Annotated in this window: 24 protein-coding genes, 1 other RNA gene and 1 pseudogene; 12 read left to right on the top strand and 14 right to left on the bottom strand. The window is 57.1% G+C overall.

Features of this window, described 5'->3' with window-relative positions; all coding sequences use genetic code 11:
• Window positions 1-56: 56 nt before the first annotated feature.
• The gene (gene lepB, locus GT753_RS19830; protein WP_160125873.1) at window positions 57-1,034 is read right to left on the bottom strand and encodes a signal peptidase I; all 978 of its coding nucleotides are present in this window, start codon (window positions 1,032-1,034) and stop codon (window positions 57-59) included.
• A gap of 32 nt (window positions 1,035-1,066) precedes the next feature.
• Window positions 1,067-2,866, bottom strand: coding sequence for a translation elongation factor 4 (gene lepA / locus GT753_RS19835; protein ID WP_004929150.1), 1,800 nt, complete (start codon window positions 2,864-2,866; stop codon window positions 1,067-1,069).
• 519 nt (window positions 2,867-3,385) lie between these two features.
• On the opposite strand from lepA, the gene GT753_RS19840 reads away from it, so the two are divergent.
• On the top strand, window positions 3,386-4,222 hold the full coding sequence (locus GT753_RS19840) for a hypothetical protein (RefSeq protein ID WP_021504530.1): 837 nt from the start codon (window positions 3,386-3,388) through the stop codon (window positions 4,220-4,222).
• Here GT753_RS19840 and rseC read toward each other — a convergent pair.
• Genes rseC through rpoE form a run of 4 tightly spaced genes read right to left on the bottom strand, consistent with a single transcriptional unit; the run spans window position 4,219 to window position 6,910 of the window.
• Complete coding sequence (gene rseC, locus GT753_RS19845; RefSeq protein WP_004929144.1) at window positions 4,219-4,695, bottom strand: SoxR-reducing system protein RseC; 477 nt, start codon at window positions 4,693-4,695, stop codon at window positions 4,219-4,221. The two genes, GT753_RS19840 and rseC, sit on opposite strands and share 4 nt — an antisense overlap.
• Window positions 4,695-5,651, bottom strand: coding sequence for a sigma-E factor regulatory protein RseB (gene rseB, locus GT753_RS19850; RefSeq protein WP_004929141.1), 957 nt, complete (start codon window positions 5,649-5,651; stop codon window positions 4,695-4,697). The genes rseC and rseB overlap by 1 nt, the downstream gene beginning before the upstream one ends.
• A complete protein-coding gene (gene rseA / locus GT753_RS19855) occupies window positions 5,651-6,304 on the bottom strand; it encodes an anti-sigma-E factor RseA (protein ID WP_015378809.1) in 654 nt (217 codons plus the stop codon). The genes rseB and rseA overlap by 1 nt, the downstream gene beginning before the upstream one ends.
• 30 nt (window positions 6,305-6,334) lie before the next feature.
• On the bottom strand, window positions 6,335-6,910 hold the full coding sequence (rpoE, locus tag GT753_RS19860) for an RNA polymerase sigma factor RpoE (protein ID WP_004929136.1): 576 nt from the start codon (window positions 6,908-6,910) through the stop codon (window positions 6,335-6,337).
• Between the two features lie 214 nt (window positions 6,911-7,124).
• Between rpoE and nadB the strand changes: the two genes are divergently transcribed.
• Window positions 7,125-8,726 carry an L-aspartate oxidase gene (gene nadB / locus GT753_RS19865; protein ID WP_174242157.1) on the top strand — a complete coding sequence of 534 codons (1,602 nt, stop codon included), beginning with the start codon at window positions 7,125-7,127 and terminating at the stop codon, window positions 8,724-8,726.
• Window positions 8,727-8,764: 38 nt separating this feature from the next.
• Here the strand turns inward: nadB and GT753_RS19870 are convergent, their stop codons facing one another.
• Complete coding sequence (locus tag GT753_RS19870) at window positions 8,765-9,544, bottom strand: tRNA1(Val) (adenine(37)-N6)-methyltransferase (protein ID WP_160125875.1); 780 nt, start codon at window positions 9,542-9,544, stop codon at window positions 8,765-8,767.
• Between the two features lie 99 nt (window positions 9,545-9,643).
• On the opposite strand from GT753_RS19870, the gene srmB reads away from it, so the two are divergent.
• Window positions 9,644-10,969, top strand: coding sequence for an ATP-dependent RNA helicase SrmB (gene srmB / locus GT753_RS19875; protein ID WP_015378813.1), 1,326 nt, complete (start codon window positions 9,644-9,646; stop codon window positions 10,967-10,969).
• Window positions 10,970-11,021: 52 nt separating this feature from the next.
• Here the strand turns inward: srmB and GT753_RS19880 are convergent, their stop codons facing one another.
• The 3 genes from GT753_RS19880 to grcA all read right to left on the bottom strand — a co-directional run bounded on the left by GT753_RS19880 (window position 11,022) and on the right by grcA (window position 13,301).
• Complete coding sequence (locus tag GT753_RS19880; protein ID WP_160125876.1) at window positions 11,022-11,777, bottom strand: ankyrin repeat domain-containing protein; 756 nt, start codon at window positions 11,775-11,777, stop codon at window positions 11,022-11,024.
• Window positions 11,770-12,735 carry a DUF2974 domain-containing protein gene (locus GT753_RS19885; RefSeq protein WP_031300157.1) on the bottom strand — a complete coding sequence of 322 codons (966 nt, stop codon included), beginning with the start codon at window positions 12,733-12,735 and terminating at the stop codon, window positions 11,770-11,772. Before GT753_RS19885 ends, GT753_RS19880 begins: the two co-directional genes overlap by 8 nt.
• A 182-nt stretch (window positions 12,736-12,917) precedes the next feature.
• Entirely contained in the window at window positions 12,918-13,301 is a 384-nt protein-coding gene (gene grcA, locus GT753_RS19890) for an autonomous glycyl radical cofactor GrcA (RefSeq protein WP_004929114.1), read from the bottom strand.
• Window positions 13,302-13,647: 346 nt separating this feature from the next.
• On the opposite strand from grcA, the gene ung reads away from it, so the two are divergent.
• On the top strand, window positions 13,648-14,331 hold the full coding sequence (gene ung, locus GT753_RS19895; protein ID WP_004929112.1) for a uracil-DNA glycosylase: 684 nt from the start codon (window positions 13,648-13,650) through the stop codon (window positions 14,329-14,331).
• 56 nt (window positions 14,332-14,387) lie between these two features.
• Here ung and grpE read toward each other — a convergent pair whose 3' ends face one another.
• Window positions 14,388-14,972 (bottom strand): nucleotide exchange factor GrpE, encoded by a 585-nt coding sequence (grpE, locus tag GT753_RS19900; RefSeq protein WP_025159545.1) that lies wholly within the window; start codon window positions 14,970-14,972, stop codon window positions 14,388-14,390.
• Between the two features lie 125 nt (window positions 14,973-15,097).
• Between grpE and nadK the strand changes: the two genes are divergently transcribed.
• From nadK to bamE, 3 genes are all read left to right on the top strand, one after another.
• Window positions 15,098-15,976 carry an NAD(+) kinase gene (gene nadK / locus GT753_RS19905; protein WP_015378817.1) on the top strand — a complete coding sequence of 293 codons (879 nt, stop codon included), beginning with the start codon at window positions 15,098-15,100 and terminating at the stop codon, window positions 15,974-15,976.
• Window positions 15,977-16,062: 86 nt separating this feature from the next.
• Complete coding sequence (gene recN / locus GT753_RS19910) at window positions 16,063-17,724, top strand: DNA repair protein RecN (protein WP_004929104.1); 1,662 nt, start codon at window positions 16,063-16,065, stop codon at window positions 17,722-17,724.
• Window positions 17,725-17,964: 240 nt separating this feature from the next.
• The gene (gene bamE / locus GT753_RS19915) at window positions 17,965-18,303 is read left to right on the top strand and encodes an outer membrane protein assembly factor BamE (protein WP_004929101.1); all 339 of its coding nucleotides are present in this window, start codon (window positions 17,965-17,967) and stop codon (window positions 18,301-18,303) included.
• Between the two features lie 118 nt (window positions 18,304-18,421).
• On the opposite strand, the gene GT753_RS19920 is transcribed toward bamE, so the two are convergent.
• On the bottom strand, window positions 18,422-18,706 hold the full coding sequence (locus GT753_RS19920; RefSeq protein WP_004929098.1) for an RnfH family protein: 285 nt from the start codon (window positions 18,704-18,706) through the stop codon (window positions 18,422-18,424).
• On the bottom strand, window positions 18,699-19,133 hold the full coding sequence (locus GT753_RS19925; RefSeq protein ID WP_004929096.1) for a type II toxin-antitoxin system RatA family toxin: 435 nt from the start codon (window positions 19,131-19,133) through the stop codon (window positions 18,699-18,701). The genes GT753_RS19920 and GT753_RS19925 overlap by 8 nt, the downstream gene beginning before the upstream one ends.
• 161 nt (window positions 19,134-19,294) lie before the next feature.
• Between GT753_RS19925 and smpB the strand changes: the two genes are divergently transcribed.
• The 5 genes from smpB (at window position 19,295) to GT753_RS19950 (ending at window position 22,774) form a co-directional block, all read left to right on the top strand.
• Window positions 19,295-19,777, top strand: a complete 483-nt coding sequence (gene smpB, locus GT753_RS19930) for an SsrA-binding protein SmpB (RefSeq protein WP_004929094.1) — start codon at window positions 19,295-19,297, stop codon at window positions 19,775-19,777.
• A 49-nt stretch (window positions 19,778-19,826) separates the two neighbouring features.
• Window positions 19,827-20,190, top strand: a transfer-messenger RNA (tmRNA) gene (ssrA, locus tag GT753_RS19935).
• A 107-nt stretch (window positions 20,191-20,297) separates the two neighbouring features.
• A complete protein-coding gene (locus GT753_RS19940) occupies window positions 20,298-21,341 on the top strand; it encodes a hypothetical protein (protein WP_071845369.1) in 1,044 nt (347 codons plus the stop codon).
• 1 nt (window position 21,342) lies between these two features.
• The gene (locus tag GT753_RS19945) at window positions 21,343-22,128 is read left to right on the top strand and encodes a hypothetical protein (protein WP_160125877.1); all 786 of its coding nucleotides are present in this window, start codon (window positions 21,343-21,345) and stop codon (window positions 22,126-22,128) included.
• A complete protein-coding gene (locus GT753_RS19950; protein WP_160125878.1) occupies window positions 22,115-22,774 on the top strand; it encodes a hypothetical protein in 660 nt (219 codons plus the stop codon). Before GT753_RS19945 ends, GT753_RS19950 begins: the two co-directional genes overlap by 14 nt.
• Before the next feature lie 203 nt (window positions 22,775-22,977).
• On the opposite strand, the pseudogene GT753_RS19955 reads toward GT753_RS19950, so the two are convergent.
• Window positions 22,978-24,106 (bottom strand): annotated as a pseudogene (locus GT753_RS19955) (IS3 family transposase).
• Window positions 24,107-24,176: the final 70 nt, after the last annotated feature.

The following is a 24,176-nucleotide window of genomic DNA, read 5'->3' on the forward strand; positions in this document are numbered from 1 at the left end:
AATCTTTCACGCCGCAGTAGGCTGCGGCGTGAAATTGACAGGGAATAAATCAGCGATTAATGAATGCCGCCGATCCGGCTGAAACGCACGCCGGTAGGCCACTCGCCTTCCTGTTTTTCAAAGCTCATCCAGATGGCCGTGGCTTTGCCCACCAGATTCTTCTCCGGCACAAAGCCCCAGTAACGGCTGTCCGCGCTGTTGTCACGGTTGTCGCCCATCATGAAGTAATGCCCGGCCGGCACCACCCACTCCGCCAACGGTTTGCCCGGCTGTTGGTAGTAAGCGCCCACCCGATCCTGCGCGTCCGGCACGGTCAGGATGCGGTGCGTGACGTTGCCGAGGCTTTCCTGGCGCTCACGCATGCGAATGCCGCCCGACGGCACGCTATCGTTCAGCGGGATCTGGTAGAAGCCGTTGCTGGCCTCGCCCATGCCGCTGCGGCTGAACAGCTGCACGAAGTCGCTCGGCTGCGCATCGGCGTAGGTCACGGCCAGCGCGGTATCACAGGACTGCCCGCTGTTGCAGGACGGCTGCACCGTGACGCGCTTATTCACCGGATCGTAAGTAATACGGTCGCCCGGCAGGCCAATCACGCGCTTGATATAATCCAGTTTCGGATCCAGCGGATATTTAAATACCGCAATATCACCACGCTTCGGATGGCCGGTTTCAATGAGCGTCGTCTGGGTAATCGGATCTTTAATGCCGTAGGCATATTTCTCCACCAGAATGAAATCGCCAATCAACAGCGTCGGCATCATTGAGCCGGACGGGATCTGGAACGGTTCGTAAATAAACGAACGCACCACAAACACCAGCAGCAACACCGGGAAGACCGATGCGCCGGTCTCCACCCAGCCTGGCTGCTTCGCCACTTTCGCCAGCGTTTTATCGTCTACGGCGCCCGCGGTCTGCTCGTTGACCGCCGCAATCTTCGCGCGGCGGGCCGGCGCCCATTTAAAGCGCTCGAAGCACCAGATGATCCCGGTGACCAGGGTGGCCAACGCCAGGATCAGGGCAAACATATTCGCCATGCAAACTCCCTCGTTTCGCGAACTCGTCGCGGTTACTTGCCGTCTTTACCGACGTGCAGAATGGCCAGGAACGCTTCCTGCGGCAGCTCGACGTTGCCGACCTGCTTCATGCGCTTCTTACCGTCTTTCTGCTTCTGCAGCAGCTTTTTCTTACGGCTGACGTCACCGCCGTAGCATTTCGCCAGCACGTTTTTACGCAGCTGCTTCACGGTGGAGCGCGCGATGATGTGCGTGCCGATCGCCGCCTGAATCGCGATGTCGAACTGCTGACGCGGGATCAGATCTTTCATCTTCTCCACCAATTCACGGCCGCGGTACTGCGAGTTGTCGCGGTGAGTGATCAACGCCAGCGCATCCACGCGCTCGTTGTTGATCAGCACGTCCACGCGCACCATGTCGGAGGCCTGGAAGCGCTTGAAGTTGTAATCCAGCGACGCATAACCGCGCGACGTGGACTTCAGGCGGTCGAAGAAGTCGAGCACCACTTCCGCCATCGGGATTTCATAAGTCAGCGCCACCTGGTTGCCGTGGTAGACCATGTTGGTCTGCACGCCGCGCTTCTCAACGCACAGGGTGATGACGTTGCCCAGGTATTCCTGCGGCATCAGCATGTGACATTCGGCGATCGGCTCGCGCAGTTCCTGGATGTTGTTCAACGGCGGCAGCTTGGATGGGCTGTCGACGTAGATCACTTCCTTGCCGGTGGTTTCCACTTCATAGACTACCGTCGGCGCGGTGGTGATCAGATCCAGATCGTATTCACGCTCCAGACGCTCCTGAATGATCTCCATGTGCAGCAGACCGAGGAAGCCGCAGCGGAAGCCGAAGCCCAACGCGGTGGAGCTTTCCGGTTCGTAGAACAGGGAGGCGTCGTTAAGGCTCAGCTTGCCCAGCGCATCGCGGAAAGACTCATAGTCGTCGGAGCTGATCGGGAACAGACCGGCGTACACCTGCGGCTTCACTTTCTTGAAGCCCGGCAACGCTTTATCCGCCGGCTGACGCGCCTGCGTCAGGGTATCGCCCACCGGCGCGCCGAGGATGTCTTTGATCGCACAGACCAGCCAGCCCACTTCGCCGCAGTTCAGCACGTCGCGATCGACCTGCTTCGGCGTGAAGATGCCCAAGCGATCGGCGTTATACACCTGGCCGGTGCTCATGACCTTGATCTTGTCGCCCTTGCGCAGCGTGCCGTTCTTGACGCGCACCAGCGACACGACGCCCAGGTAATTATCGAACCAGGAGTCGATGATCAGCGCCTGCAGCGGCGCATCCGGATCGCCCTGCGGCGGCGGAATGTCGCGCACCAGGCGCTCCAGCACGTCGGGCACGCCGACGCCGGTTTTGGCCGAGCAGCGCACGGCATCGGTGGCGTCGATGCCGACGATGTCTTCGATTTCCTGCGCGGCGCGATCCGGATCGGCGGCCGGCAGGTCGATTTTATTCAACACCGGTACCACTTCCAGATCCATTTCGATCGCGGTGTAGCAGTTGGCCAGCGTCTGGGCTTCTACGCCCTGGCCGGCGTCCACCACCAGCAGCGCGCCTTCGCAGGCCGCCAGCGAGCGGGACACTTCATAGGAGAAGTCCACGTGGCCAGGGGTGTCGATAAAGTTAAGCTGATAGGTCTGCCCATCCTGCGCTTTATAATCCAGCGTCACGCTCTGCGCCTTGATGGTGATGCCGCGCTCGCGCTCCAGATCCATGGAATCGAGCACCTGCGCAGCCATTTCACGGTCGGTCAAGCCACCGCAGATTTGGATAATGCGGTCAGACAGCGTCGACTTACCGTGGTCAATATGGGCAATAATGGAGAAATTTCGTATATGCTTCATTATAAAAGTTTTTCTGCCTTGGTATTTCTGAATTACTCGCCTATAGAAACCCGCATGGACCTAAAGCGACAGTGAATGGGTGAGGCCGTCTTGCACCTGAATCGCTGCATTCTACATGCCACACCACTGAAAACCTAGCGATCGGTGCAGTGAAGGCATTCTATTATGCGCCGCTAAATGTTACAGGGCGCCCCGGCGGGTGAAAACAGATGTTAACGCGGACGATGCGGCCTGAACCCAAGGCTTGCCGGTGCTTCGTGGCCGTCAAATTGCGGCGCTAATACATAACCGGCCACAGCGCAATAAACCCTCTCCGAAATTATAAAAAAAGAATATTTGGATCAACCTCTTAGAATTCCATTTTGCCCCACTTCCTTTAGGAAAAACCCCATATACGCCACCACCGTCCCTCGGATAGAAAGGGCATGAGCTCCGCGACAAAACATTATTCAGGGCACTACATCGGCAGCCCACCGGGGTTCACCAGCATATCTGCGTACGTTGATTGGAAGGTGCATTATGATCGATAAAGGGCAAATGCTGAGCCGGCACGATTTTTCAAAGGTCAACTGGGGCATACTGGCGGCGGCGGCGCTGCTGTTTAGCGTGGGGGCGGCGCTGTTGGTGCTGCCGCTGCTGAGCAACATTGACGAGAGCCAGGTCATCACGCTGTTGCAAGCCGGCGCGGGCACGATTTTACTCGGCTGTACGCTGCTGGCGCTGCGGCATTATCTGCGTCCGACGCTGACCTATCGTCTGTACGAGCACGGCGTGCGGGTCTTTGACAGCCACCATCACAAAGAGCGTTTCATCCCGTTTGAGAAGATCGGCGACATCTATCGCTTTCGCGGCGGCCAGGCTTTTGGCGGGCTGTTTGACGTTACGGCGTTCCGCGCCGGTGCAGATCAGCCCTGGTGCACGGTTTTCAGCAACGTCGCCCACTCGTGGCGATTGGCGGACGTGATCGTCGACCAACAGCTGCAGCAGCGCGGGCCGCTGGCGCTGAATGCGCTCTATCAGGGGGGAACGGTGTCGTTTCACACCATAGAGGGCGACGCGCGCTGGCTGTGGCAGTTGCTGCTCGGCAAGCAGCAAGGCACGCCGACCGAAACGCTGCGGCTGAGCGCCACCCTGCTGACGACGGAACGGGGAAACGTGCCTATCGAACAGATCCGCGCGTTGGAAAATCATCCGCAGCGCGGCATCCGCTTATTCGACGGCCAGGGAAATGTGCTGTTCGCGATTAACTACGATTCGCTGCTCAGCGCCGATCTATTCATCGCGCTGTTGGAGCATATGATCCACAACCGCATCCCCGCCTATCACAACCCGGCGATGACGCGGCCATCGGTTTAAATCAGCGGGGAGTTTTCCGCCTGCATGCGCATCGCGGTAGGCGGCAACCCAATTTGCAGCACCACCGGCTGGTAATCGGCCTGTTCGCCCAGACGTCGGGCCAAGCGGCGAGCCAGCATAAAGGCCGCACCGCCGCCCAACACGGCGCCGACTGCCGCCGAGGCGTCGCTGCCGAAACAATATTGCAGCAGCGTGCCGCCCAGCATCATACCCAGCAGCGGCGTCAGGTAAACCAGCATGGCGGAGCGCAGCAGGCTGCCTTCCGCGATGCCGACCTCGACGCGCTGCCCAGGTTCGAGCGGCTGATCGATATGTACCTGCAGCTGATGCTCGGTTTCCGGCACCAGCTCGTTCAGCGCACGCGCGCCACAGCCGGAGCGCGCGGTGCAACTGCCGCAGCCGGCCTTGGGTTCACAACGCAGCAGCGCTACGCCCTGTTGCCACGAAACCACCGTGGCCCACTCTTTCATCATTACGGCGATACCTTGAAAGAAATGCTGTCGGCGATGCGCTTGGCCGTCGCCGGCGGCAATTCGCCCACAATCGTGATTTCGTTGCCCGCGCGCACTTCGGTCTGAATGGTGCGGCGCCCCTGACGGTAGTACTGCTGCCCGGCTCCGCTGCCCGCCGGGCTGACGTTGACCGAGAAGCTGAACAGGCCGTCGCTGTAGAGCCGGGATTCCACCGGCACGGCGACGTTCGGCAATTTGCGGCGATTGCGCGCCACCTCGTCCACGCCGGCCGGCAGCCAGCCGGTGCTCCAGCTGAGCTGGACATTTTCCACCGCCGGCAGCGACAGCAGCGGCGGCAGGTTGGCCTTGAGCAGTCCTTGCATCGCGCCCTGCACCTCGGCGCCGACCGCGAAGGAGATCACCCGATATTGCTCCAGCGTTTCGCCGTCGCGATCGAGCAAATCCACCCGCAGCGGCAGCTTGGTGTCTTCGTCCATCCAGACGATGTAGCTGTAGCGGGAACCGTCGCGCGCCACCACGCGCAGCACTTCACACGGCCGATCGGCGATGCGGGTGCTGCCCACGGAGATGAAGTCGTAATACTTCGCCAGACGGGTGAAATCGGCATAAACGATCGCCGGCAGCGCGTCGACGATGTGATCGCCAGTGAGCGTGAACGGCTCCAGACCGGGTTCGAAGTAGCTGATCCCGCCGCCGCGCTGCAACACTTCGCGGCGCGGGCCATCCATATGCAGCAGCTGGCCGAGCGGCACGTTGCCGATCACCGCATGGCGATAGCGCAACGACTCGATTCCCTGCTTGCTGACGCTGATGTAGGCGAGCTCGTAATTGAGAGAACGGCTGGCGCTGCTCATCTGTTGCAATAACGCCCCGGACGCAGTTGGCTGCGCCGGGGCGATGCTGGAATAGAGCAGGCTGCCCGTCAATAAACAAACGGAGAACCAGATTTGCTTCATTACTGCTGTTGCATTCCTAAAGACTGAGTTCCGGGAACCTGAATGGCAGCCTGTTGCGGGTTGCCTTGCTCAAGCTGCAGCTGATCCGAATGCAGGCGACGTTGCAGTTCATAGTCCTGCAGCATGGCGTTGATACGCTTGCGCTGTTCCTGCACCTGCTGCTGTTGGCCGCTGCCGGTGGAGAAACTGTCGGCAGGAACGCCCAGGCTGACCGGCGAGGCCTGCCCCATGATCGGCAGCGTGGTGAAGGCCGGCGATTCGGACGCGTTCGATGTCGCAGAAGGCTGGTTGTAGTGCTGCACGCCGACGATCACCGCCAGCGACACGCAGGCCGCCATGCCGATTTGCGTAATCTGGCTCGCCCAAGGACGCACTTTGTCCCAGAACGGCATTTTCTGCCAGGTGTGAGGCTGCGGCTGAGATTCCTGAACGGCGGAAGGCACCAGCCGGGCGGGTTCTTTCTCAAGTGCAGCGGCGACGCGATCGGCGATGTCGAGATGCATCACTTGTCCGACATCACCTCGCAGTGTGTCACGTATCAGGTGATAGCTCTGCCAGCTTTGTTGAAGCGTTCGATCTTGCGACAGAGAACTCAACAGCTCGCTGTCGAACGATTCACCATCCATCAGAGCGGAAAGCTTTTCTTTCTGCATGCCTAAGTACCCTTCCTGTGCCCGCCATTGCTAACGCTGGATCAGCGGTTGAACTTTATTATCGATAGCTTCCCGGGCGCGGAAAATACGCGAACGTACGGTTCCGACCGGGCAATCCATGATGGCGGCTATTTCTTCGTAGCTTAGACCATCCAACTCCCGCAGGGTAATCGCCATGCGAAGATCCTCAGGGAGAGACTCAATGGTACGGAAAACTATCTGTCTCAGCTCTTCTGACAACATTAAGTTCTCAGGGTTCGAAATTTCTTTCAGTGCGCCCGCACTTTCGTAATTTTCCGCATCGTTGGCGTCCACATCACTGGATGGCGGACGGCGCCCCTGAGCAACCAGATAATTCTTTGCCGTGTTCACGGCGATTCGATACAACCAGGTATAAAAAGCGCTGTCGCCACGGAACGATTCCAGTGCGCGATAGGCCTTGATAAACGACTCCTGCACCACATCGGGCACATCGCCCTGCGGCACATAGCGGGAAACGAGACTCGCCACCTTATGCTGATAGCGCACTACCAGTAGGTTAAACGACTTCTGGTCGCCCTTTTGGACCCGCTCGACCAGAACTTGATCCGTTAACTGCTCGCTCATCCGAGGTAAACTCTCCCCAAATCCGTCTCCACGCGTAAAATTGTACTGCCAGCCATACATTATTTTCCTGAGCAAGCACTCGCTTGGAGTTCATATAGAACACGAAGTTCCATATCGCCATTGTTTTTTCTGTTGATGTCACCCTATCCGTGGCTTTTGCCCGGACAGTTAGGCTAACATGAAATTCACTCTTCTTCTGCACACATCATACGTTATGCAACCATCATCTGAACATGTTAGCGATGTACTGATCGTCGGCAGCGGCGCTGCGGGCCTGTCACTGGCGCTGCGCCTGGCGCAGCATTGCAAGGTTACCGTTCTCAGCAAGGGGCCGCTCAGCGAGGGAGCCACCTTTTACGCCCAGGGCGGGATCGCCGCGGTGTTCGATGAGACGGACAGCATTGCCTCACACGTTGATGACACTTTGATTGCCGGCGCCGGCCTGTGCGACAAAGAGGCCGTCGAATTCATCGCCGGCAACGCGCGCCACTGCGTGCAATGGCTGATCGATCAGGGCGTGCTGTTCGACACCGAGGTCAACGCGCAGGGCGAGGAGCATTATCACCTCACGCGCGAAGGCGGCCACAGCCATCGCCGCATCCTGCACGCCGCAGACGCTACCGGTAAGGAAGTAGAGACCACGCTGGTAGGGAAAGCAAGCGCTCACCCCAATATTTACGTGATGGAACGCCGCAACGCGGTCGACCTTATCACCTCGAACAAAATCGGCCTGCCGGGCACCCGCCGAGTGGTGGGCGCTTACGTCTGGAACCGCGAGCTGGAGCGAGTGGAAACCTATCGCGCCAAAACGGTGGTGCTGGCCACCGGCGGCGCGGCCAAGGTGTACCAATACACCACCAACCCGGACATCTCCTCCGGCGACGGCATCGCCATGGCCTGGCGCGCCGGCTGCCGGGTCGCCAACCTGGAGTTCAACCAGTTCCACCCGACCTGCCTGTTCCACCCGCAGGCGCGCAACTTCCTGCTGACCGAAGCGCTGCGCGGCGAAGGCGCCTACCTGAAACGCCCGGACGGCAGCCGCTTTATGCCGGATTTCGACCCGCGCGGCGAACTGGCCCCGCGCGATATCGTCGCCCGCGCCATCGACCATGAAATGAAGCGCCTGGGCGCCGACTGCATGTACCTGGACATCAGCCACAAGCCAGCGGAATTCATCACCCAGCACTTCCCGATGATCTACGAAAAGCTGCTGACGCTGGGCTTCGATCTGACTCGGCAACCGATCCCTATCGTCCCGGCGGCGCACTACACCTGCGGCGGCGTGATGGTCGATCAGCACGGCCGCACCGATCTCGACGGGCTGTACGCCATCGGCGAGGTCAGCTACACCGGCCTGCACGGCGCCAATCGCATGGCGTCGAATTCGCTGCTGGAGTGCCTGGTTTACGGTTGGTCGGCGGCGGAAGACATTCTGCAGCGCCTGCCGTTCATCCAGCAGGCCAAACAGGTGCCGCACTGGGATGAAAGCCGGGTGGACGATGCGGACGAACGGGTGGTGATCCAGCACAACTGGCACGAGCTGCGGCTGTTCATGTGGGATTACGTCGGCATCGTGCGCACCACCAAGCGCCTTGAGCGCGCCCTGCGCCGCATCAATACGCTGCAGGCGGAAATCGACGAGTACTACGCTCACTTCCGCATCTCCAACAACCTGCTGGAGCTGCGCAATCTGGTGCAGGTGGCCGAGCTTATCGTGCGCAGCGCCATGGCGCGCAAAGAGAGCCGCGGCCTGCACTACACGCTGGACTACCCGGATTTGCTGCCGGAAGCGCTGCCGACCATTTTGCAGCCTTAAACTCTGCGACAGGGCGCCTTATCGGCGCCCTTTTCTTTTTAGTAGAACAGGTAGAAGTCGGTGATCAACCGGCGGAAATCGTCGGTATAGCTGCCGTCGGCCTGTTTGATCGCCAGCGCCTGCTCCCGCAGCGGCGTTTCCTTACGCGTCAGCGCCAGCAACACCCGGTGCCGCGGCGTATCGGCCCGATCGCTGACGTTCACTTTCGCCGCCGTGTGCCAACCGCTTTGCTGCGCCAGGCGTTCGAATTCGGTGCCGATGTCGTGCGGCAGCACCACGCAGAACGTACCCTGTTCCGCCAGCAGCTGTACTGCACAGGCTAACAGCGCCTCGTGCGTCAGGGTTTCGGTGTAGCGCGCGTTGTGGCGCGCCCGATCGCGGCAGGCCACCGCCGGCTCAAAATAAGGCGGATTGCTGACGATCAGATCATACTCAGCGGCATGCTGCTGCGCATAATGGTGAATATCCTGCGCATGCACGCGGATGCGCTGCGGCCACGGCGATTCCGCCGCGTTTTCGCGCGCCTGGCCGGCGGCGGCTTCATCCAGCTCCACCGCGTCGATGGTCACTTTGTCGTCGCTGCGCTGCGCCAGCATCAGCGCGATCAGCCCGCTGCCGCTGCCGATGTCCAGCACCCGGCGCGCCTGCCCCAGCGGCGCCCAAGCGCCGAGCAACACCCCGTCGGTGCCCACTTTCATGGCGCAACGATCGTGGGCGACAAAGAATTGTTTAAAGGTAAACCCCCCGCGGCGCGGGGTAAAATCGGCTTTCGATCGCTTGCTCACACTCACCACCTGGCTATAAAACTGGCGTAGCATAAGGCAATCTGATCGGCGGGAAAAGAGCGGCTTTCCGCTTAAATAGGTGAAGATCGCGGCCAACCCGTCTATAATCGGCGCCCCAAGTAGAGGTAGACCATGACAGCAACCACTTTTTCCGAACTCGAACTCGATGATCGCCTGATCGACGCGCTGCGCGACAAAGGCTACGATCGCCCCACTGCCATTCAGGCCGCTGCGATCCCGCCGGCGATGGACGGGCGCGACGTCTTAGGTTCGGCTCCGACCGGCACCGGCAAAACCGCCGCCTTCCTGCTGCCCGTGTTGCAGCACCTGCTGGACTTTCCACGCAAGAAATCCGGCCCGCCGCGCGTGCTGATCCTGACGCCAACGCGTGAACTGGCGATGCAGGTCGCCGACCAGGCGCGTGAATTGGCTGCTCATACCTCGCTGGATATCGCCACCATCACCGGCGGCGTCGCTTACATGAACCACGCGGAAGTGTTCAGCGAAAACCAGGACGTGGTGGTCGCCACCACCGGCCGCTTGCTGCAATACATTAAAGAAGAGAACTTCGACTGCCGCGCGGTGGAAACCCTGATCCTCGACGAAGCCGACCGCATGCTCGACATGGGCTTCGCGCAGGACATCGAAACCATCTCCGCCGAAACCCGCTGGCGCAACCAGACGCTGCTGTTCTCCGCCACGCTGGAAGGCGAAGCGATCCGCGAATTCGCCGAGCGCATCCTGAAAGAGCCGGTGGAAGTGGAAGCCGACCCGTCGCGCCGCGAACGCAAAAAAATCCTGCAGTGGTACTACCGCGCCGATGACGTGCAGCACAAAACCGCGCTGCTGATCCACCTGCTGAAACAGCCGGACGTGCAAAAATCGGTGATCTTCGTGCGCAAGCGCGAGCGCGTGCACGAGCTGGCCACCTGGCTGCGCGAAGCGGGCATCAATACCTGCTATCTCGAAGGCGAAATGGTGCAGGCCAAACGCAACGAAGCGGTCAAACGCATGATGGATGGCCGGGTTAACGTGCTGGTGGCCACCGACGTTGCCGCGCGCGGCCTGGATATCCTCGATATCACCCACGTATTCAACTTCGACATGCCGCGCACGGCGGATACCTACCTGCACCGCATCGGCCGTACCGGCCGCGCCGGGCGCAAAGGCACCGCCATTTCACTGGTGGAAGCGCACGACCATCTGCTGCTGGGCAAAGTGGGCCGTTACCTGAACGAGCCGCTGAAAGCGCGCGTGATCGACGAACTGCGGCCGAAAACCAAGGTGCCAAACGAGAAGAGCAACGGTAAACCGTCGAAGAAAGTGCTGGCCAAACGCGCGGAAGAAAAAGCGAAAAGCAAAGAAAAAGCCAACAAGGTGAAAGTGCGCCATCGCGACGCCAAAAACGTCGGCAAACGCCGTCAGGCGAAGGCCAAACCGGCCGGCGACGCGCAATAACCGCCACTGTTCAAGAAAAAACCGCCTTTACAGGCGGTTTTTTTATGGGCGTTTACTGCTGCGCGTAATGCGTGGCCAGGCGGTGCCCCTGCAGCCATTTATCCAGCTCGCGGAACTGCGCCTTCAGCTCGTCATTCTGCAAATGCGCCGGCGTTTGCGAGAAATAAAACTGGAACGCAAAACCCTGCTGATTGCGCGCCCGGGCATCGGCCCCGGCCTGCAACAGCAACAGCGCCAGATGCGGCGCGTTGATCTTCGCCGCCAGATGCAGCGGGGTATCCCCCAGCCGATCGCTCAGGGTGGTGTCCGCCCCGGCCGCCAGCAGCAGCCGCAGTTGCTCCTCACGCCCGGCCAGCACCGCCGCCGCAAGCGGTGTGGCGCCGGTAACGGCATTGCGCACGTTCACCTGCTTAACCTTGGCCAGCAGCAACCGCAAGTACTGCGCATCGTGCAATATCGCTGCGGTGTGCAGCGCACTGTTGCCGTCCAGCCCCGCCGCCGCCGCATCGGCGCCGAGATCCAGCAACGTCTGCACGCTGGCCGGCTGTTGCGAAAGCACCGCCCACTGCAACAGCGTGACCTGCCGATCGCCCCGTTCGCGCAAGCGCTCCTGTGTGGCCTGCGCACCGATGCCCTGCGTATCGCCGCGCGCCACCGCCTGAGCCAGCGCCTGGTTGCTGCGGCCGTCAAACGGTGAAATCTCCTGCCCCATCTGTTGCTCCTTAGCCATCATCAGTAAACCGGTCACCGCGACCAGCGCCAGTAAGGCTATCGCCAGCGCCCGCCGCAAGCGACGCCCTTCAGGCATTGGCCTTCGCCTCCCACGGCTTTTGTTCCGCCATCGAGCTTATCACCTTGTCGATGCCGTGCGCCGTCAGGCTGCGATCGAGATGTTTGCTTGGCCGCCAGTCATCGATACCGGTCAGGGTATCGCTGTTGGCCAGGGTGATGTTGTGGCCAATGGCGTCCGGGATCAGCGAAGTCGACTCCTGGGTGCTGGTCAGCATGTCATATTGCTCGCTGTAACGACGGATGCCGCCGGCTTCGGCATCTTTCTTCGCCGCCGTCGGATCGATACCCAGGCGATTCAGGGTGTAATCCGACACCCCGGCCGCATTGAAGGTGACCGCGACGGTGCCGGTCGCCAGCGCCGCCGTAGCCGCCAGACCGCCGCCGAGCGAATGGCCGGCGATCACCAGCGCATCGCCGAAGGCCGCCTTGGCGCTTTTGGCGGCGGCAACTGCCTGATTGTACTGCACATCATCATAACCCGTCGCCTGCCGCACGTTGCTCAGCCAGTCGCGCCAGTCGTTGGTGCCGGCGAACGCCAACACATACTGCTTGTCGTTGCTGTAAACCCCGGCCTGGAAACCGCTGCCCGCGTCGTGCAGGCTGGCGGGATCGATGCCGAAACCGAGCAGCGCGCTGTCGCTCAGACGGTTGAACCCGGCGGCGCCCTGGCCGTTCAGCGAGTAAACGTCCTTGGCCAACAGCGCCAACGCATAATCGCCCTCTTGCGATTGCTGCCCCCGGGTCACGCCCGGCACTGCCGCCGCCGCCGTCGGCGCCGCTGCGGAGAGATCGCCGACCAACGTATTCAACAGATTCTGCGCATTGAGCGTGTTCTGAGAGGGGGTGGCCACCGGCGCGGGACTTGCCGGCGCGGCTGCGGGCTGCGCCGCCGGTGCCGTCTCGGCGATGGCGCGAGGTGTAGGGATCGCGGCCACCGGGGATACTGCAGAGGTAAAACTTAAAGGCATACTCATGCCGACTCCTTGTCGATAGACTTTTTATTGAGCACCTGAATAGGTACTGACTTAGCTATCGGCAGGTCGGATGAGTTCTGTATCAGGAATGCTTAACTTTGTGCAAATTGTGATCCACGTTTGGTTTTCGGCCGCCAAACGCATAAAGGGAGCCGAAGCTCCCTGATTGACTGCGCCGCAAATTACAGGCTTTCGGTAAAGGTGCGAGCGATAACGTCGCGCTGCTGTTCCGGCGTCAGAGAATTGAAACGCACCGCATAGCCGGACACGCGGATGGTCAGCTGCGGGTATTTTTCCGGATGCTTGACCGCGTCTTCCAGGGTTTCACGGCGCAGCACGTTGACGTTCAGGTGCTGGCCGCCTTCCACACGCACGGTCGGCTGCATTTCCAGCGGCACTTCACGGTATTCGATCTGGCCCAGGTCGCTGACCGCGACAACCTGATCTTCCGCGTAGTTGGCCTTGGCGCACACGCAGCGAGCTTCCGCTTTTTCATCGTCCAGCAGCCAGAAAGAATTCACCAGCGCCTGGTCGTTCGCTTTGGTAATTTGAATACCGGTAATCATTATGTTGCCTCCGTACAAGGGCGTAAAAATTCACATCGTGAGAAAACCCAATCCTGGTTTCGGCCATTTGGTAAAACCATTGTTGTCTTGTTGTTCTGTATACCAGCCTGACCGGGCCAGTTCTTTGATTAAAGTCAATTTTTGCCGGGTAGGCACAGGGCGTGAAGGGGCAAATTTATGTTTTATATCAATTTTCCCGTCGCGCTAAAAAACAATTATTTTTGTAAATTTTCAAAAATAATTGCATTACAAACGGCGGCGAGAAATGAAAAGCGGGTTTCGCTGCGCGGGCCGACACGGTAAGCTATAGCCCATGAATTGCTAAAGAAAACAAAGGAGAGCGTTTATGGCCACCTCCCTCACCTGGCATGACGTGATCGGCAAAGAGAAAGAGCAGCCCTATTTTGTTGAAACGCTCGCCTTTGTTGCCGCTGAGCGCCAGGCCGGTAAGACCATTTATCCACCGCAGAAAGACGTGTTTAACGCGTTCCGCTTTACCGAGCTGGCGGACGTCAAAGTCGTCATCCTCGGCCAGGATCCCTACCACGGCCCCAATCAGGCGCACGGTCTCTCTTTCTCGGTGCGCCCCGGCGTGCCGGCGCCGCCGTCGCTGGTGAACATGTATAAAGAGCTGGCAACAGACATTCCCGGTTTCGAACGCCCGGATCACGGCTACCTGCAAAGCTGGGCTGAACAGGGGGTGCTGCTGCTCAACACCGTGCTGACGGTGGAAGGCGGCCGCGCGCACTCGCACGCCAACCTGGGCTGGGAAACCTTTACCGATAAAGTGATCGCCGCCCTGAACGAGAACCGCGAAGGCGTGGTGTTCCTGCTGTGGGGCTCGCACGCGCAGAAGAAAGGCAACTTTATCGACCGCAACCGCCACCATGTGCTGAAAGCGCCACACCCGTCGCCGCTTTCCGCCCACCGCGGTTTCCTCGGCTGCCGCCACTTCTCGCAGGCCAATCAGCTGCTGGAGCAGCAAGGGCTCACGCCGATCGACTGGATGCCGCGTCTGCCGCAGGCGTAGCCCAGAGACAAAAAAGGCACCCTTGGGTGCCTTTCTTTACATCGTTGCCGGGGCGATTACGCCTTGGCCTTGGAGACCGCGACCATCGCCGGACGCAACAGGCGGCCATTCAGCGTGTAGCCTTTTTGCATCACCATCATCACGTGGTTCGGCTGGTGATCGGCGGATTCCATCATGCTCATCGCCTGATGCACTTCCGGGTTGAACGGCACGTTGACGTCACCGACGATTTCGATGCCATACTTGCGCACCACGTCCAGCAGCGATTTCAGCGTCAGCTCGATGCCTTCAATCATCGCGGCCAGTTCCGGATTGTTTTTATCCGCCAGATCCAGCGCGCGCTCCAGGTTGTCGATCACCGGCAGCAGATCGCCGGAGAATTTCTCCAGGGCGAACTTGTGCGCTTTCTCAACGTCCAGTTCGGCGCGGCGACGGATGTTTTCCGCTTCCGCTTTGGCGCGCAGCAGGCTGTCGCGCTCGTGCTGCTGAGCTTCCGCCAGTTGGGCTTCCAGTTCGGCGATACGCGCATCGCGCAGATCGACGCCTTCCGCCGCTTCCGGCAGCGTATCCTCGTGATGAGCGTGTTGTTCCATTTCTTCCGAGACTTGCTCGTTTGGCGTCTTCTGTTCTTTACTACTCATGAATATCTCCGCGTTTTAGCATTAATCTCGCAACTTGGCTTATTATGGGGATCAAAACCGGGGTTTCAAGTCAACCGGTCACAATGTGGGGCATAAACGAATCCCGGTGAGGAAAATCACAGCAAATGAATAAAAAATTCACCTGTATTGGCATTGTTGGCCACCCGCGTCACCCTTCAGCGCTGGCAACCCACGAGATGCTGTTCCACTGGCTGGTCGCCCGCGGCTATTCGGTGATGGTCGAACGCCAAATCGCCCATGATTTGGGGCTGAAAGACGCCGTGACCGGCAGCCTGGCGGATATCGGCCAGCGGGCCGACCTGGCGGTGGTGGTCGGCGGCGACGGTAACATGCTCGGCGCCGCGCGCGTGCTGGCGCGCTACGACATCAAGGTGATCGGAGTCAACCGCGGCAACCTCGGCTTCCTCACCGATCTCGATCCCGACAACGCCCTGCAGCAGCTGGCGGACGTGCTGGAAGGCGAGTACATTGACGAACAGCGTTTCCTGTTGGAAACCATCGTGCATAAAGAGCACCAGCAGTGCCGCATCAGCACCGCCATCAACGAAGTGGTGCTGCACCCCGGCAAAGTGGCGCACATGATCGAATTCGAGGTGTACATCGACGATCGCTTCGCCTTCTCGCAGCGCTCCGACGGCCTGATCATCGCCACCCCGACCGGCTCCACCGCCTACTCGCTCTCCGCCGGCGGGCCGATCCTCACCCCGTCGCTGGAGGCGATCGCGCTGGTGCCGATGTTCCCGCACACCCTTTCCGCCCGGCCGCTGGTGATCAACGGCGACAGCACCATCCGCCTGAAATTCTCGCAGATCGGCAGCGATCTGGAGATCAGCTGCGACAGCCAGATCGCGCTGCCGATCCAGGAAGGCGAAGAAGTGCTGATCCGCCGCAGCGATTTCCACCTGAATCTGATCCATCCGAAGGACTACAGCTATTTCAACACGTTAAGCACCAAGTTGGGCTGGTCGAAAAAATTGTTCTAAAATCTGCGCCGGCCACTTTACTGTATATAAAACCAGTTTATACTGTATGAAACTACAGTTATGTGTTTATACACAGGAAGGTTCCCATGCTGGCGCAATTAACCATCAGCAACTTTGCTATCGTTCGTGAGTTGGAAATCGATTTTCAACCGGGCATGACGGCGATCACCGGTGAAACCGGCGCCGGCAAATCCATCGCTATCGATGCGCTGGGGCTGTGCCTCGGCAACCGCGCCGACGGCAACGTGGTGCGCCTGGGAGCCGCCCGCGCCGATATCTGCGCCCGCTTCTCGCTGGCGGACACCCCGTCCGCGCGCGAATGGCTGGAGCAGAACCAGCTGGACGACAGCAACGAATGCCTGCTGCGGCGGGTGATCAACGCCGACGGCCGTTCGCGCGGCTTTATCAACGGCACCGCCGTGCCGCTGTCGCAGCTGCGCGAGCTGGGGCAACGCCTGATTCAAATCCACGGTCAACACGCCCATCAGTTGCTGCTCAAGCCGGAGCACCAAAAAGCGCTGCTCGACGCCTACGCCGACGAACCCGCCCTGCTGGCGGCGATGAGCCAGGCCTACCAACGCTGGCACCAGAGCTGCCGCGAGCTGGCGCACCATCAGCAGCAGTCCATCGAGCGCGAAGCGCGCAAGCAGCTGCTGCAATACCAATTGAAAGAGCTGAACGAATTCGCGCCGCAGGCCGGCGAATTCGAGCAGACCGACGCCGAGTACAAGCGCCTGGCCAACAGCGGCCAGCTGCTGACCCTCAGCCAGCAGACGCTGCAGCTGCTGGCCGACAGCGACGAGAACAACATGCTCAGCCAGCTTTACAGCGCCAAACACCTGCTGCTTGAGCTGGCCGGGTTGGACGATAAGCTCAGCGGCCTGCTGGACATGCTGGAAGAGGCCTCTATCCAGATCAGCGAAGCCAGCGACGAGCTGCGCCATTACGCCGATCGCATGGATCTCGATCCCAACCGCCTGCACGAGCTGGAACAACGCCTGTCGCGCCAAATCAGCCTGGCGCGCAAACATCAGGTCGCGCCGGAGGAGCTGCCGCAGCTGCATCAGCAGTTGCTGGATGAACAGCAGTTGCTGTCTCAACAGGAAAGCGATCATGAACACCTGAACGAGGCGGTCACCCTGCATCACCAGCAGGCGCTGGCGCTGGCGGAAGAGCTGCACCAGAAACGCCTGCACTACGCCGCCGAGCTGACCACGCTCATTACCGACAGCATGCAGGCGCTCTCCATGCCGCACGGCAAGTTCAACATCGATGTGCGCTTCGAACCGCAGCATCTGAGCGCCGAAGGGGCCAGCCGTACCGAGTTCTGCGTCTCCACCAACCCGGGGCAACCGCTGCAACCGCTGGCGAAGGTCGCCTCCGGCGGCGAGCTGTCGCGCATCGCGCTGGCCATTCAGGTGATCACCGCCCGCAAGATGGAAACCCCGGCGCTGATCTTCGATGAGGTGGACGTGGGTATCAGCGGCCCGACCGCCGCCATCGTCGGCCGCCTGCTGCGCCAGCTCGGCGAATCCACCCAGGTGATGTGCGTCACCCACCTGCCGCAGGTGGCCGGATGCGGGCATCAGCACCTGTTCGTCAGCAAGCAGACCGACGGCACGGTTACCGAAACCCAGATGGCGCCGCTGGATAAACGCGCCCGGCTGCAGGAGCTGGCGCGCCTGCTCGGCGGCAGCGAAGTCACCCGCAATACGCTGGCCAACGCCAAAGAACTGCTGGCCGCATAAAAAAGCTCAACTTTTTCACTTTCCTGCGGTCTGACAGTGACGCTGTTGGCCCGAGAAATATCTAAAGTGCGGCGCGGCGGTGATCCAAAGCCATCTCAACGGCCTGAAAAAGGCCAAGCGCTTGAGGTGCTAAAGGAAAGCCAATGCGTCGCAACGTGAAAGATGAAGGGTATAAAGGTTTCCAACTGCCGCAAGGTCTATTATCATCGGCATCCTATGCCCTAAAGGAATGTGATTACTATGCGCTGTAAAACGCTGACTGCCGCCGCTGTAGTTCTTGTGATGCTGACTGCAGGCTGTTCTACTTTTGAAAAGGTGGTTTATCGTCCTGACATCAACCAGGGGAACTACCTGACGTCGACCGACGTGGCGAAAATCCAGAAAGGGATGACCCAACAACAGGTCGCTTACACATTGGGTACCCCAATGCTGCAAGACCCGTTCGGAACGCAAACGTGGTTCTATGTGTTCCGCCAGCAGCCTGGCCATGAAGACATCACCCAGCAGACGCTGACGCTGACCTTCGACAGCGCAGGCGTGTTGACCGACATCCAGAACAAACCGGCGCTGACCAAGTAATCGGTGCCGCCCGCTCTTCCGGCCCATGAGGGGGCATGATGTTCCTCATGACAGTCGCAGGCTGCAACGCGGAAGAAAAAGTCAGCTTCAGATAAAAAAATAAGGCGCTATAAGCGCCTTATTTTTTTGCCTTTTCTGCCCGTTGCCGGCGCAGCTCTTTCGGATCGGCTATCAAGGGCCGGTAGATCTCCACCCGGTCGCCGTCGTTCAGCGTATCGCCCAGCTTGGCCGGGCGGCTGTAGATGCCGATTTTGTTGCTCTTGAGATCGATATCCTGGCGCAGCTCCAGCAGGCCCGAAGCCTGGATCGCCTGCTCGACGCTGCTGCCCTCGGCCAGCTTCACCTTGCGCAGGTACTGCCGCTCCGGCAAGGCGTACACCACCTCGACCTGGATGTCAGACACTGTAGACCTCTTTCGCCCGCTGGGTGAATGCCTGCACCATGCTGCCCGCCAGCTCTTTGAACACCTTGCCGAACGCCAGCTCAATCAGTTTGTTGGTGAACTCGAAGTCCAGGTGCAGCTCCACCTTGCAGGCCTCTTCGCTCAGCGGCGTGAACTGCCAGCCGCCCATCAGCTTGCGGAACGGGCCATCAACCAGCTGCATATTGATGCTCTGGTTATCCAGCAGCGTATTGCGCGTGGTGAAGGTCTTGCTGATACCGGCCTTGGCGACGTCCACCGCGGCGGTCATCTCGTTGGAGGTAGCGTTAAGCACCCGGCTGCCGGTGCAGCCTGGCAGAAAATCGGGATAAGAATGAACATCGTTAACCAACTGATACATCTGCTCGGCGCTGAACGGCACTAATGCAGACCGACTGATCTGGGGCATATCATTTCCTGTAAGACATAAAACGTACAGATAATACCATTTATCTGGCGGCAAACAAAAAATCTGCTAAGGGATGAGGGAACCAAAAATGCGAAAAATTGCGCAGGTGCTGAACGGGAAAGGATTTCTTTCGCTGAAGCATCCAGTATAATGAACGCACTATGACAAAGAAAAAAGCACACAAACCCGGTTCCGCCACCATTGCCCAAAACAAGCGCGCACGTTTCGAATACTTCATTGAAGAAGAGTTCGAGGCGGGCCTGTCGCTGCAAGGGTGGGAAGTTAAATCGCTGCGTGCAGGCAAAGCCAACCTCAGCGACAGCTACGTGACGTTCCGTGACGGTGAAGCCTACCTGTTTGGCGCCACCATCACCCCGCTCAACGTGGCTTCGTCGCATGTGGTGTGCGATCCGACGCGTACCCGTAAACTGCTGCTGAACCGACGCGAGCTGGACACCCTGCTCGGCCGCGTCAACCGCGAGGGTTACACCGTGGTGGCCTTGTCCCTGTATTGGAAAAATGCCTGGAGCAAGATCAAGATCGGCGTAGCCAAAGGCAAGAAAGAGCACGACAAACGCGATGACATCAAAGATCGCGAATGGCAGACGGCGAAAGCCCGTATCATGAAGCACGCCAATCGTTAAGCCGCTGGCTTATCGAGGTAAACTTCTGGTATACTGCACAAAGTTACTTGGGGCTGATTCTGGATTCGACGGGATTTGCGAAGCCCTAGGAGCATGCCGAGGGGCGGTTGGCCTCGTAAAAAGCCGCAAAAAAATAGTCGCAAACGACGAAAACTACGCTTTAGCAGCTTAATACCCTGCTTAGAGCCCTCTCTCCCTAGCCTCCGCTCTTAGGACGGGGATCAAGAGAGGTCAAACCCAAAAGAGATCGCGTGGACGTCCTGCCTGGGGCCGAAGCGTTAAACTCAATCAGGCTAGTCTGTCAGTAGCGTGTCCATCCGCAGCTGGCCGGCGAATGTAAAGATTGGACTAAGCATGTAGTGCCGACGGTGTAGTAATTTCGGACGCGGGTTCAACTCCCGCCAGCTCCACCAAATAAAACAAGGGGTTACGTGAAAACGTAGCCCCTTTTTCTTGCAAGTGGCGACAAAATGGCGGCAGAGATTCTAGCGTTTAGTCCTATCAAAAGGATTGACCTCATATGAAAAGTGCAGCAAAAAAGTTAGATGCAAAAAAGCTTTATGAGAATGCGATTGTATCGATACAACTCGGCATTGAAGACTTCAAACTATCCCAACTCCCCGAAAGCGATGGCGGCAACCCTTTTAGAGCACTTTCATCCGTTCGCAATCTTCATGCTGGATTGTTATTGCTTTTCAAATACAAAATAGCCATATCAGTGAACACTGATGAGCTGGCTTATGAATTAATCCATAGTCCTCCTAACAAAATATTGCCTCATCCAGATGGTAGCGGTGGAGTGACTTGGCAACCTGAAGGCAGATTTAAGAAAAGCACTATCGATGTTTCCGAAATTAAAGAACGCTTTAAAAATTTTGGGGTTACCGTTGATTGGACTGTTGTCGAAAAACTTCAGGAATGCCGAAACCATTTAGAGCATTTGCACCCTAACAATTCACTTGGTGAAGTAGCAGAATTTGTTGCTGATTTATTCCCTGTTGTACGAGATTTCATTACAAGTGAGCTTCATGATTTTCCACAGAACGTACTAGGTTCTGCATGGGACACAATGCTCAAACACAAACAGTTTTTCTCTCAGCAACTCATTAACAGCCTATCTTCTTGGGAAAAGGCTGGAGTCCCAGCTGGTATGGAAGAGTATCTTGAACATTGTAGCTGCCCAGAGTGCGGCTCCAAGCTTTTGAATGCTTCACATATGAATTTAGCTGCTGGCGAAACTGTTTCTGAGGATGAGAATTTATTTAATTTCATTTGTACTTCCTGTGGGGAAACCGAGTTGATAGCGCCTTTATTAATAGAGGCTTTGCAACGTGAGTTCTTTTATTGGCCTCCAGATGGAGATGAGCCTACATATGAAATGTGCTATCAATGTGGACATGAAACTTTTTTAATAGCTGAACAAAGTTGTAGATGGTGCGAATGTGTTTTAGAACGTAAATCATGTTCGATTTGCGGTGAAATGCTTACACAAGATGAACAAGATAATGAAGGGTTATGTAGTTACCACAACTATTTATCCTCAAAATATGACATGGATGATTAATATGAACTTAAAAGCCACAAAGAATTGTGTTCTCAATTTTTTCATAGCCAACCCACATTTAGGACCATCATTAATTTTATTCCTGTTAGGCATAATCTTCCTTTTAACAATGAACTTTGCTGCTGTATCTGGTGCCTTATTCGGTGCCAGCGCTTCATTACTGGGTGCTTGGATTTCGGATTTTAACTCCCGTAAAAGAGAGATTGAATCAAAGATACAGAAAGAAAGAGATGCTATAAAGTTCTTAACTCCCGAACTGTTAAGAACAATATCAAGAGTCCTCTACATTCAAGAACGAGCAATAATCAACTATAGTATGAATGAGACTGAAAATAATAAGAATGCTGATTTAGGGCAGCCGCTTAACCACGAAATTCACGACTTGGTAAACTTAGGCGATCAAAAAGAAGATTTTATCCCCTACCTTCCTCTCCTATATCCCAACGCACCACAAGCCAAATATTTGGATGGAGAAAAGGCCATTAAGTTAATAAATTATTATGATTCACTATATAAATTAGAGTCATTCGTAAAAGACTGGTGGCGTAGACCGGGTCAACTACCATCTAACATTTTCAATGAAATAAGCCATCTATCAGAAAAAAGCCTTTTATTATCTCTAGAGTGTTTAGCAGAGTTTCGAATAAATAAGAGTGATGATGGTTTTCCTCATAGTAATACTCTTTCCGTAAAAATCACTAATGCACTGGACATGGCAGTTAAAACAAGAGCGCGATGCTATGATGACTTTGAGAAAGCAAAGGGGAAACAACATGGAAGATATTAAAACAGCCAGCACACGATTAATCTTATCCTCAGCTGGCCTCATTCTCTTTTTAGGAGGTTGGGCATCTTTCGCCGACTCCATCCCGATCGGCAATCTGGGGCTAAAATTAACCTCTCTACATGTTGCTCCTATCATATTGATTGCTTTTTGGCTCTATAGCTGGCAGCGTTTTTTTGTGTTATCTCGGGACGCTAACAAGCCAACAATTGACGCTTTATTGCTCAAAGGCGTCAATGCTTCCGAACTTGCCCGATCTGTATTCCCTCCTAATTTGTTCGGCTTACCTGGTGCAAATGGGATAGTAAAATGGGGGTGGCCTCATGCAGAAATCCCACGGGAAGCTCCACACAATCATATTCTTTATAAGAGAATGTTTTATAAGCGTTTATTCATGTTTCAATATTTTGGAAATGACGTAAACGACAATGGGCTATACGTTCACTTTGGCCCTGTTGCCGTCAATATTAATAATGGAGTTGTAACACCGCTAAGCCGTGGTTATTGGAAATGTATTTGGTTTGAAATCAAGGTATTAGTACCAAGAATTTTTGATACCTCTATCATAGGTTTTCACTACTTTCCCCACATATTCGCCTGGATCGCTTTTGCCTATATCTTCATTTGGGGCCTTGGCCTAATGATATAGATTTCAGTTTTACCAAAATAGCTAAACGGCCCCCACCCCCCTGCGGAGTCTGGTCTGCCGCGTTCTAGCGGTGTCTCCACGCGATCCGCTCAAGGCATCCCACGATCCACGAAATTGACATTTAAACCATAAATTTCAACAAGTTAAGCACAAACCCTTTAACGCAGTGCGATCTGACCTGCCCCTAGGATTAGATACAACCTTCAGTTAGTAATGTCGGTTGGTTTTTCTTCATATTTCCTGTTTCGCCAGTCCGTTGCGAATTCAGCTGGTGTCTGGTAATCCAGCGATGAATGGGGACGGCACTCGTTATAATCCTGCCGCCAGTCATTAATCGTTTTCCGGGCATGAAGAATATCGCTGAACCAGTGTTCATTCAGACACTCATCGCGAAAGCGTCCGTTAAAACTCTCAATAAATCCGTTCTGCGTTGGCTTACCTGGCTGGATAAGCCGTAGTTCCACACTATGCTCAAAGGCCCATTGATCGAGCGTGCGGCAGGTAAATTCCGGGCCCTGATCGGTTCTTATTGTCGTCGGATACCCCCGAAACAACGCGATGCTGTCCAGAATACGCGTGACCTGAACGCCTGAAATACCGAAAGCAGCGGTGATCGTCAGACACTCCTTCGTGAAATCATCCACACAGGTCAGGCACTTGATCCTGCGACCGTTGGCCAGTGCGTCCATAACGAAATCCATCGACCATGTAAGGTTCGGTGCATCCGGGCGTAGAAGCGGAAACCGTTCGGTCGTCAGCCCTTTACGGCGTCGTCTGCGTTTTACGCTCAGTCCATTAAGGTGGTAAATACGGTATACCCGCTTGTGATTGACGTGAAGGCCCTCCCTACGCAGCAACTGCCAGATGCGCCGATAACCAAAACGTCTGCGTTCAAGCGCCAGCTCAGTAATACGCCCTGATAAATGTGCATCAGCAGCCGGACGCTGAGCATCATAACGGCAGGTCGACAGGGACAAACCTGTAAGTCGGCAGGCACGACGTTGCGACAGACCGGTCACATCACACATCAACACCACGGCTTCCCGCTTCTAGCCTGTCGTCAGTACTTTCGCCCCAGAGCCACCTGAAGCGCCTCCTTATCCAGCATGGCTTCGGCAAGCAGCTTCTTGAGCCAGGCGTTCTCTTCCTCAAGCGACTTCAGGCGCTTAACCTCGGGCACCTCCATACCTCCATACCGCCATACTTCTTACGCCAGGTGTAAAAGGTGGCGTCGGAAATGGCGTGCTTACGGCAGAGCTCACGGGCAGAAACCCCGGCTTCAGCCTCGCGGAGGATACTGATGATCTGTTCGTCGGAAAAACGCTTCTTCATGGGGATGTCCTCATGTGGCTTATGAAGACATTACTAACATCGGTGTGTATTAATCAACGGGGAGCAGGTC

Origin of the sequence: Serratia sp. Z4 (assembly GCF_009900725.1) — a bacterium.
GTDB classification, from domain to species: domain Bacteria; phylum Pseudomonadota; class Gammaproteobacteria; order Enterobacterales; family Enterobacteriaceae; genus Serratia; species Serratia nematodiphila.

Coding starts and splice junctions, on each gene's coding strand:
- lepB (WP_160125873.1), bottom strand. CDS start 1,034: ATGGCGAATATGTTTGCCCTGATCCTGGCGTTGGCCACCCTGGTCACC.
- lepA (WP_004929150.1), bottom strand. CDS start 2,866: ATGAAGCATATACGAAATTTCTCCATTATTGCCCATATTGACCACGGT.
- GT753_RS19840 (WP_021504530.1), top strand. CDS start 3,386: ATGATCGATAAAGGGCAAATGCTGAGCCGGCACGATTTTTCAAAGGTC.
- rseC (WP_004929144.1), bottom strand. CDS start 4,695: ATGATGAAAGAGTGGGCCACGGTGGTTTCGTGGCAACAGGGCGTAGCG.
- rseB (WP_004929141.1), bottom strand. CDS start 5,651: ATGAAGCAAATCTGGTTCTCCGTTTGTTTATTGACGGGCAGCCTGCTC.
- rseA (WP_015378809.1), bottom strand. CDS start 6,304: ATGCAGAAAGAAAAGCTTTCCGCTCTGATGGATGGTGAATCGTTCGAC.
- rpoE (WP_004929136.1), bottom strand. CDS start 6,910: ATGAGCGAGCAGTTAACGGATCAAGTTCTGGTCGAGCGGGTCCAAAAG.
- nadB (WP_174242157.1), top strand. CDS start 7,125: ATGCAACCATCATCTGAACATGTTAGCGATGTACTGATCGTCGGCAGC.
- GT753_RS19870 (WP_160125875.1), bottom strand. CDS start 9,544: ATGCTACGCCAGTTTTATAGCCAGGTGGTGAGTGTGAGCAAGCGATCG.
- srmB (WP_015378813.1), top strand. CDS start 9,644: ATGACAGCAACCACTTTTTCCGAACTCGAACTCGATGATCGCCTGATC.
- GT753_RS19880 (WP_160125876.1), bottom strand. CDS start 11,777: ATGCCTGAAGGGCGTCGCTTGCGGCGGGCGCTGGCGATAGCCTTACTG.
- GT753_RS19885 (WP_031300157.1), bottom strand. CDS start 12,735: ATGAGTATGCCTTTAAGTTTTACCTCTGCAGTATCCCCGGTGGCCGCG.
- grcA (WP_004929114.1), bottom strand. CDS start 13,301: ATGATTACCGGTATTCAAATTACCAAAGCGAACGACCAGGCGCTGGTG.
- ung (WP_004929112.1), top strand. CDS start 13,648: ATGGCCACCTCCCTCACCTGGCATGACGTGATCGGCAAAGAGAAAGAG.
- grpE (WP_025159545.1), bottom strand. CDS start 14,972: ATGAGTAGTAAAGAACAGAAGACGCCAAACGAGCAAGTCTCGGAAGAA.
- nadK (WP_015378817.1), top strand. CDS start 15,098: ATGAATAAAAAATTCACCTGTATTGGCATTGTTGGCCACCCGCGTCAC.
- recN (WP_004929104.1), top strand. CDS start 16,063: ATGCTGGCGCAATTAACCATCAGCAACTTTGCTATCGTTCGTGAGTTG.
- bamE (WP_004929101.1), top strand. CDS start 17,965: ATGCGCTGTAAAACGCTGACTGCCGCCGCTGTAGTTCTTGTGATGCTG.
- GT753_RS19925 (WP_004929096.1), bottom strand. CDS start 19,133: ATGCCCCAGATCAGTCGGTCTGCATTAGTGCCGTTCAGCGCCGAGCAG.
- smpB (WP_004929094.1), top strand. CDS start 19,295: ATGACAAAGAAAAAAGCACACAAACCCGGTTCCGCCACCATTGCCCAA.
- GT753_RS19940 (WP_071845369.1), top strand. CDS start 20,298: ATGAAAAGTGCAGCAAAAAAGTTAGATGCAAAAAAGCTTTATGAGAAT.
- GT753_RS19945 (WP_160125877.1), top strand. CDS start 21,343: ATGAACTTAAAAGCCACAAAGAATTGTGTTCTCAATTTTTTCATAGCC.
- GT753_RS19950 (WP_160125878.1), top strand. CDS start 22,115: ATGGAAGATATTAAAACAGCCAGCACACGATTAATCTTATCCTCAGCT.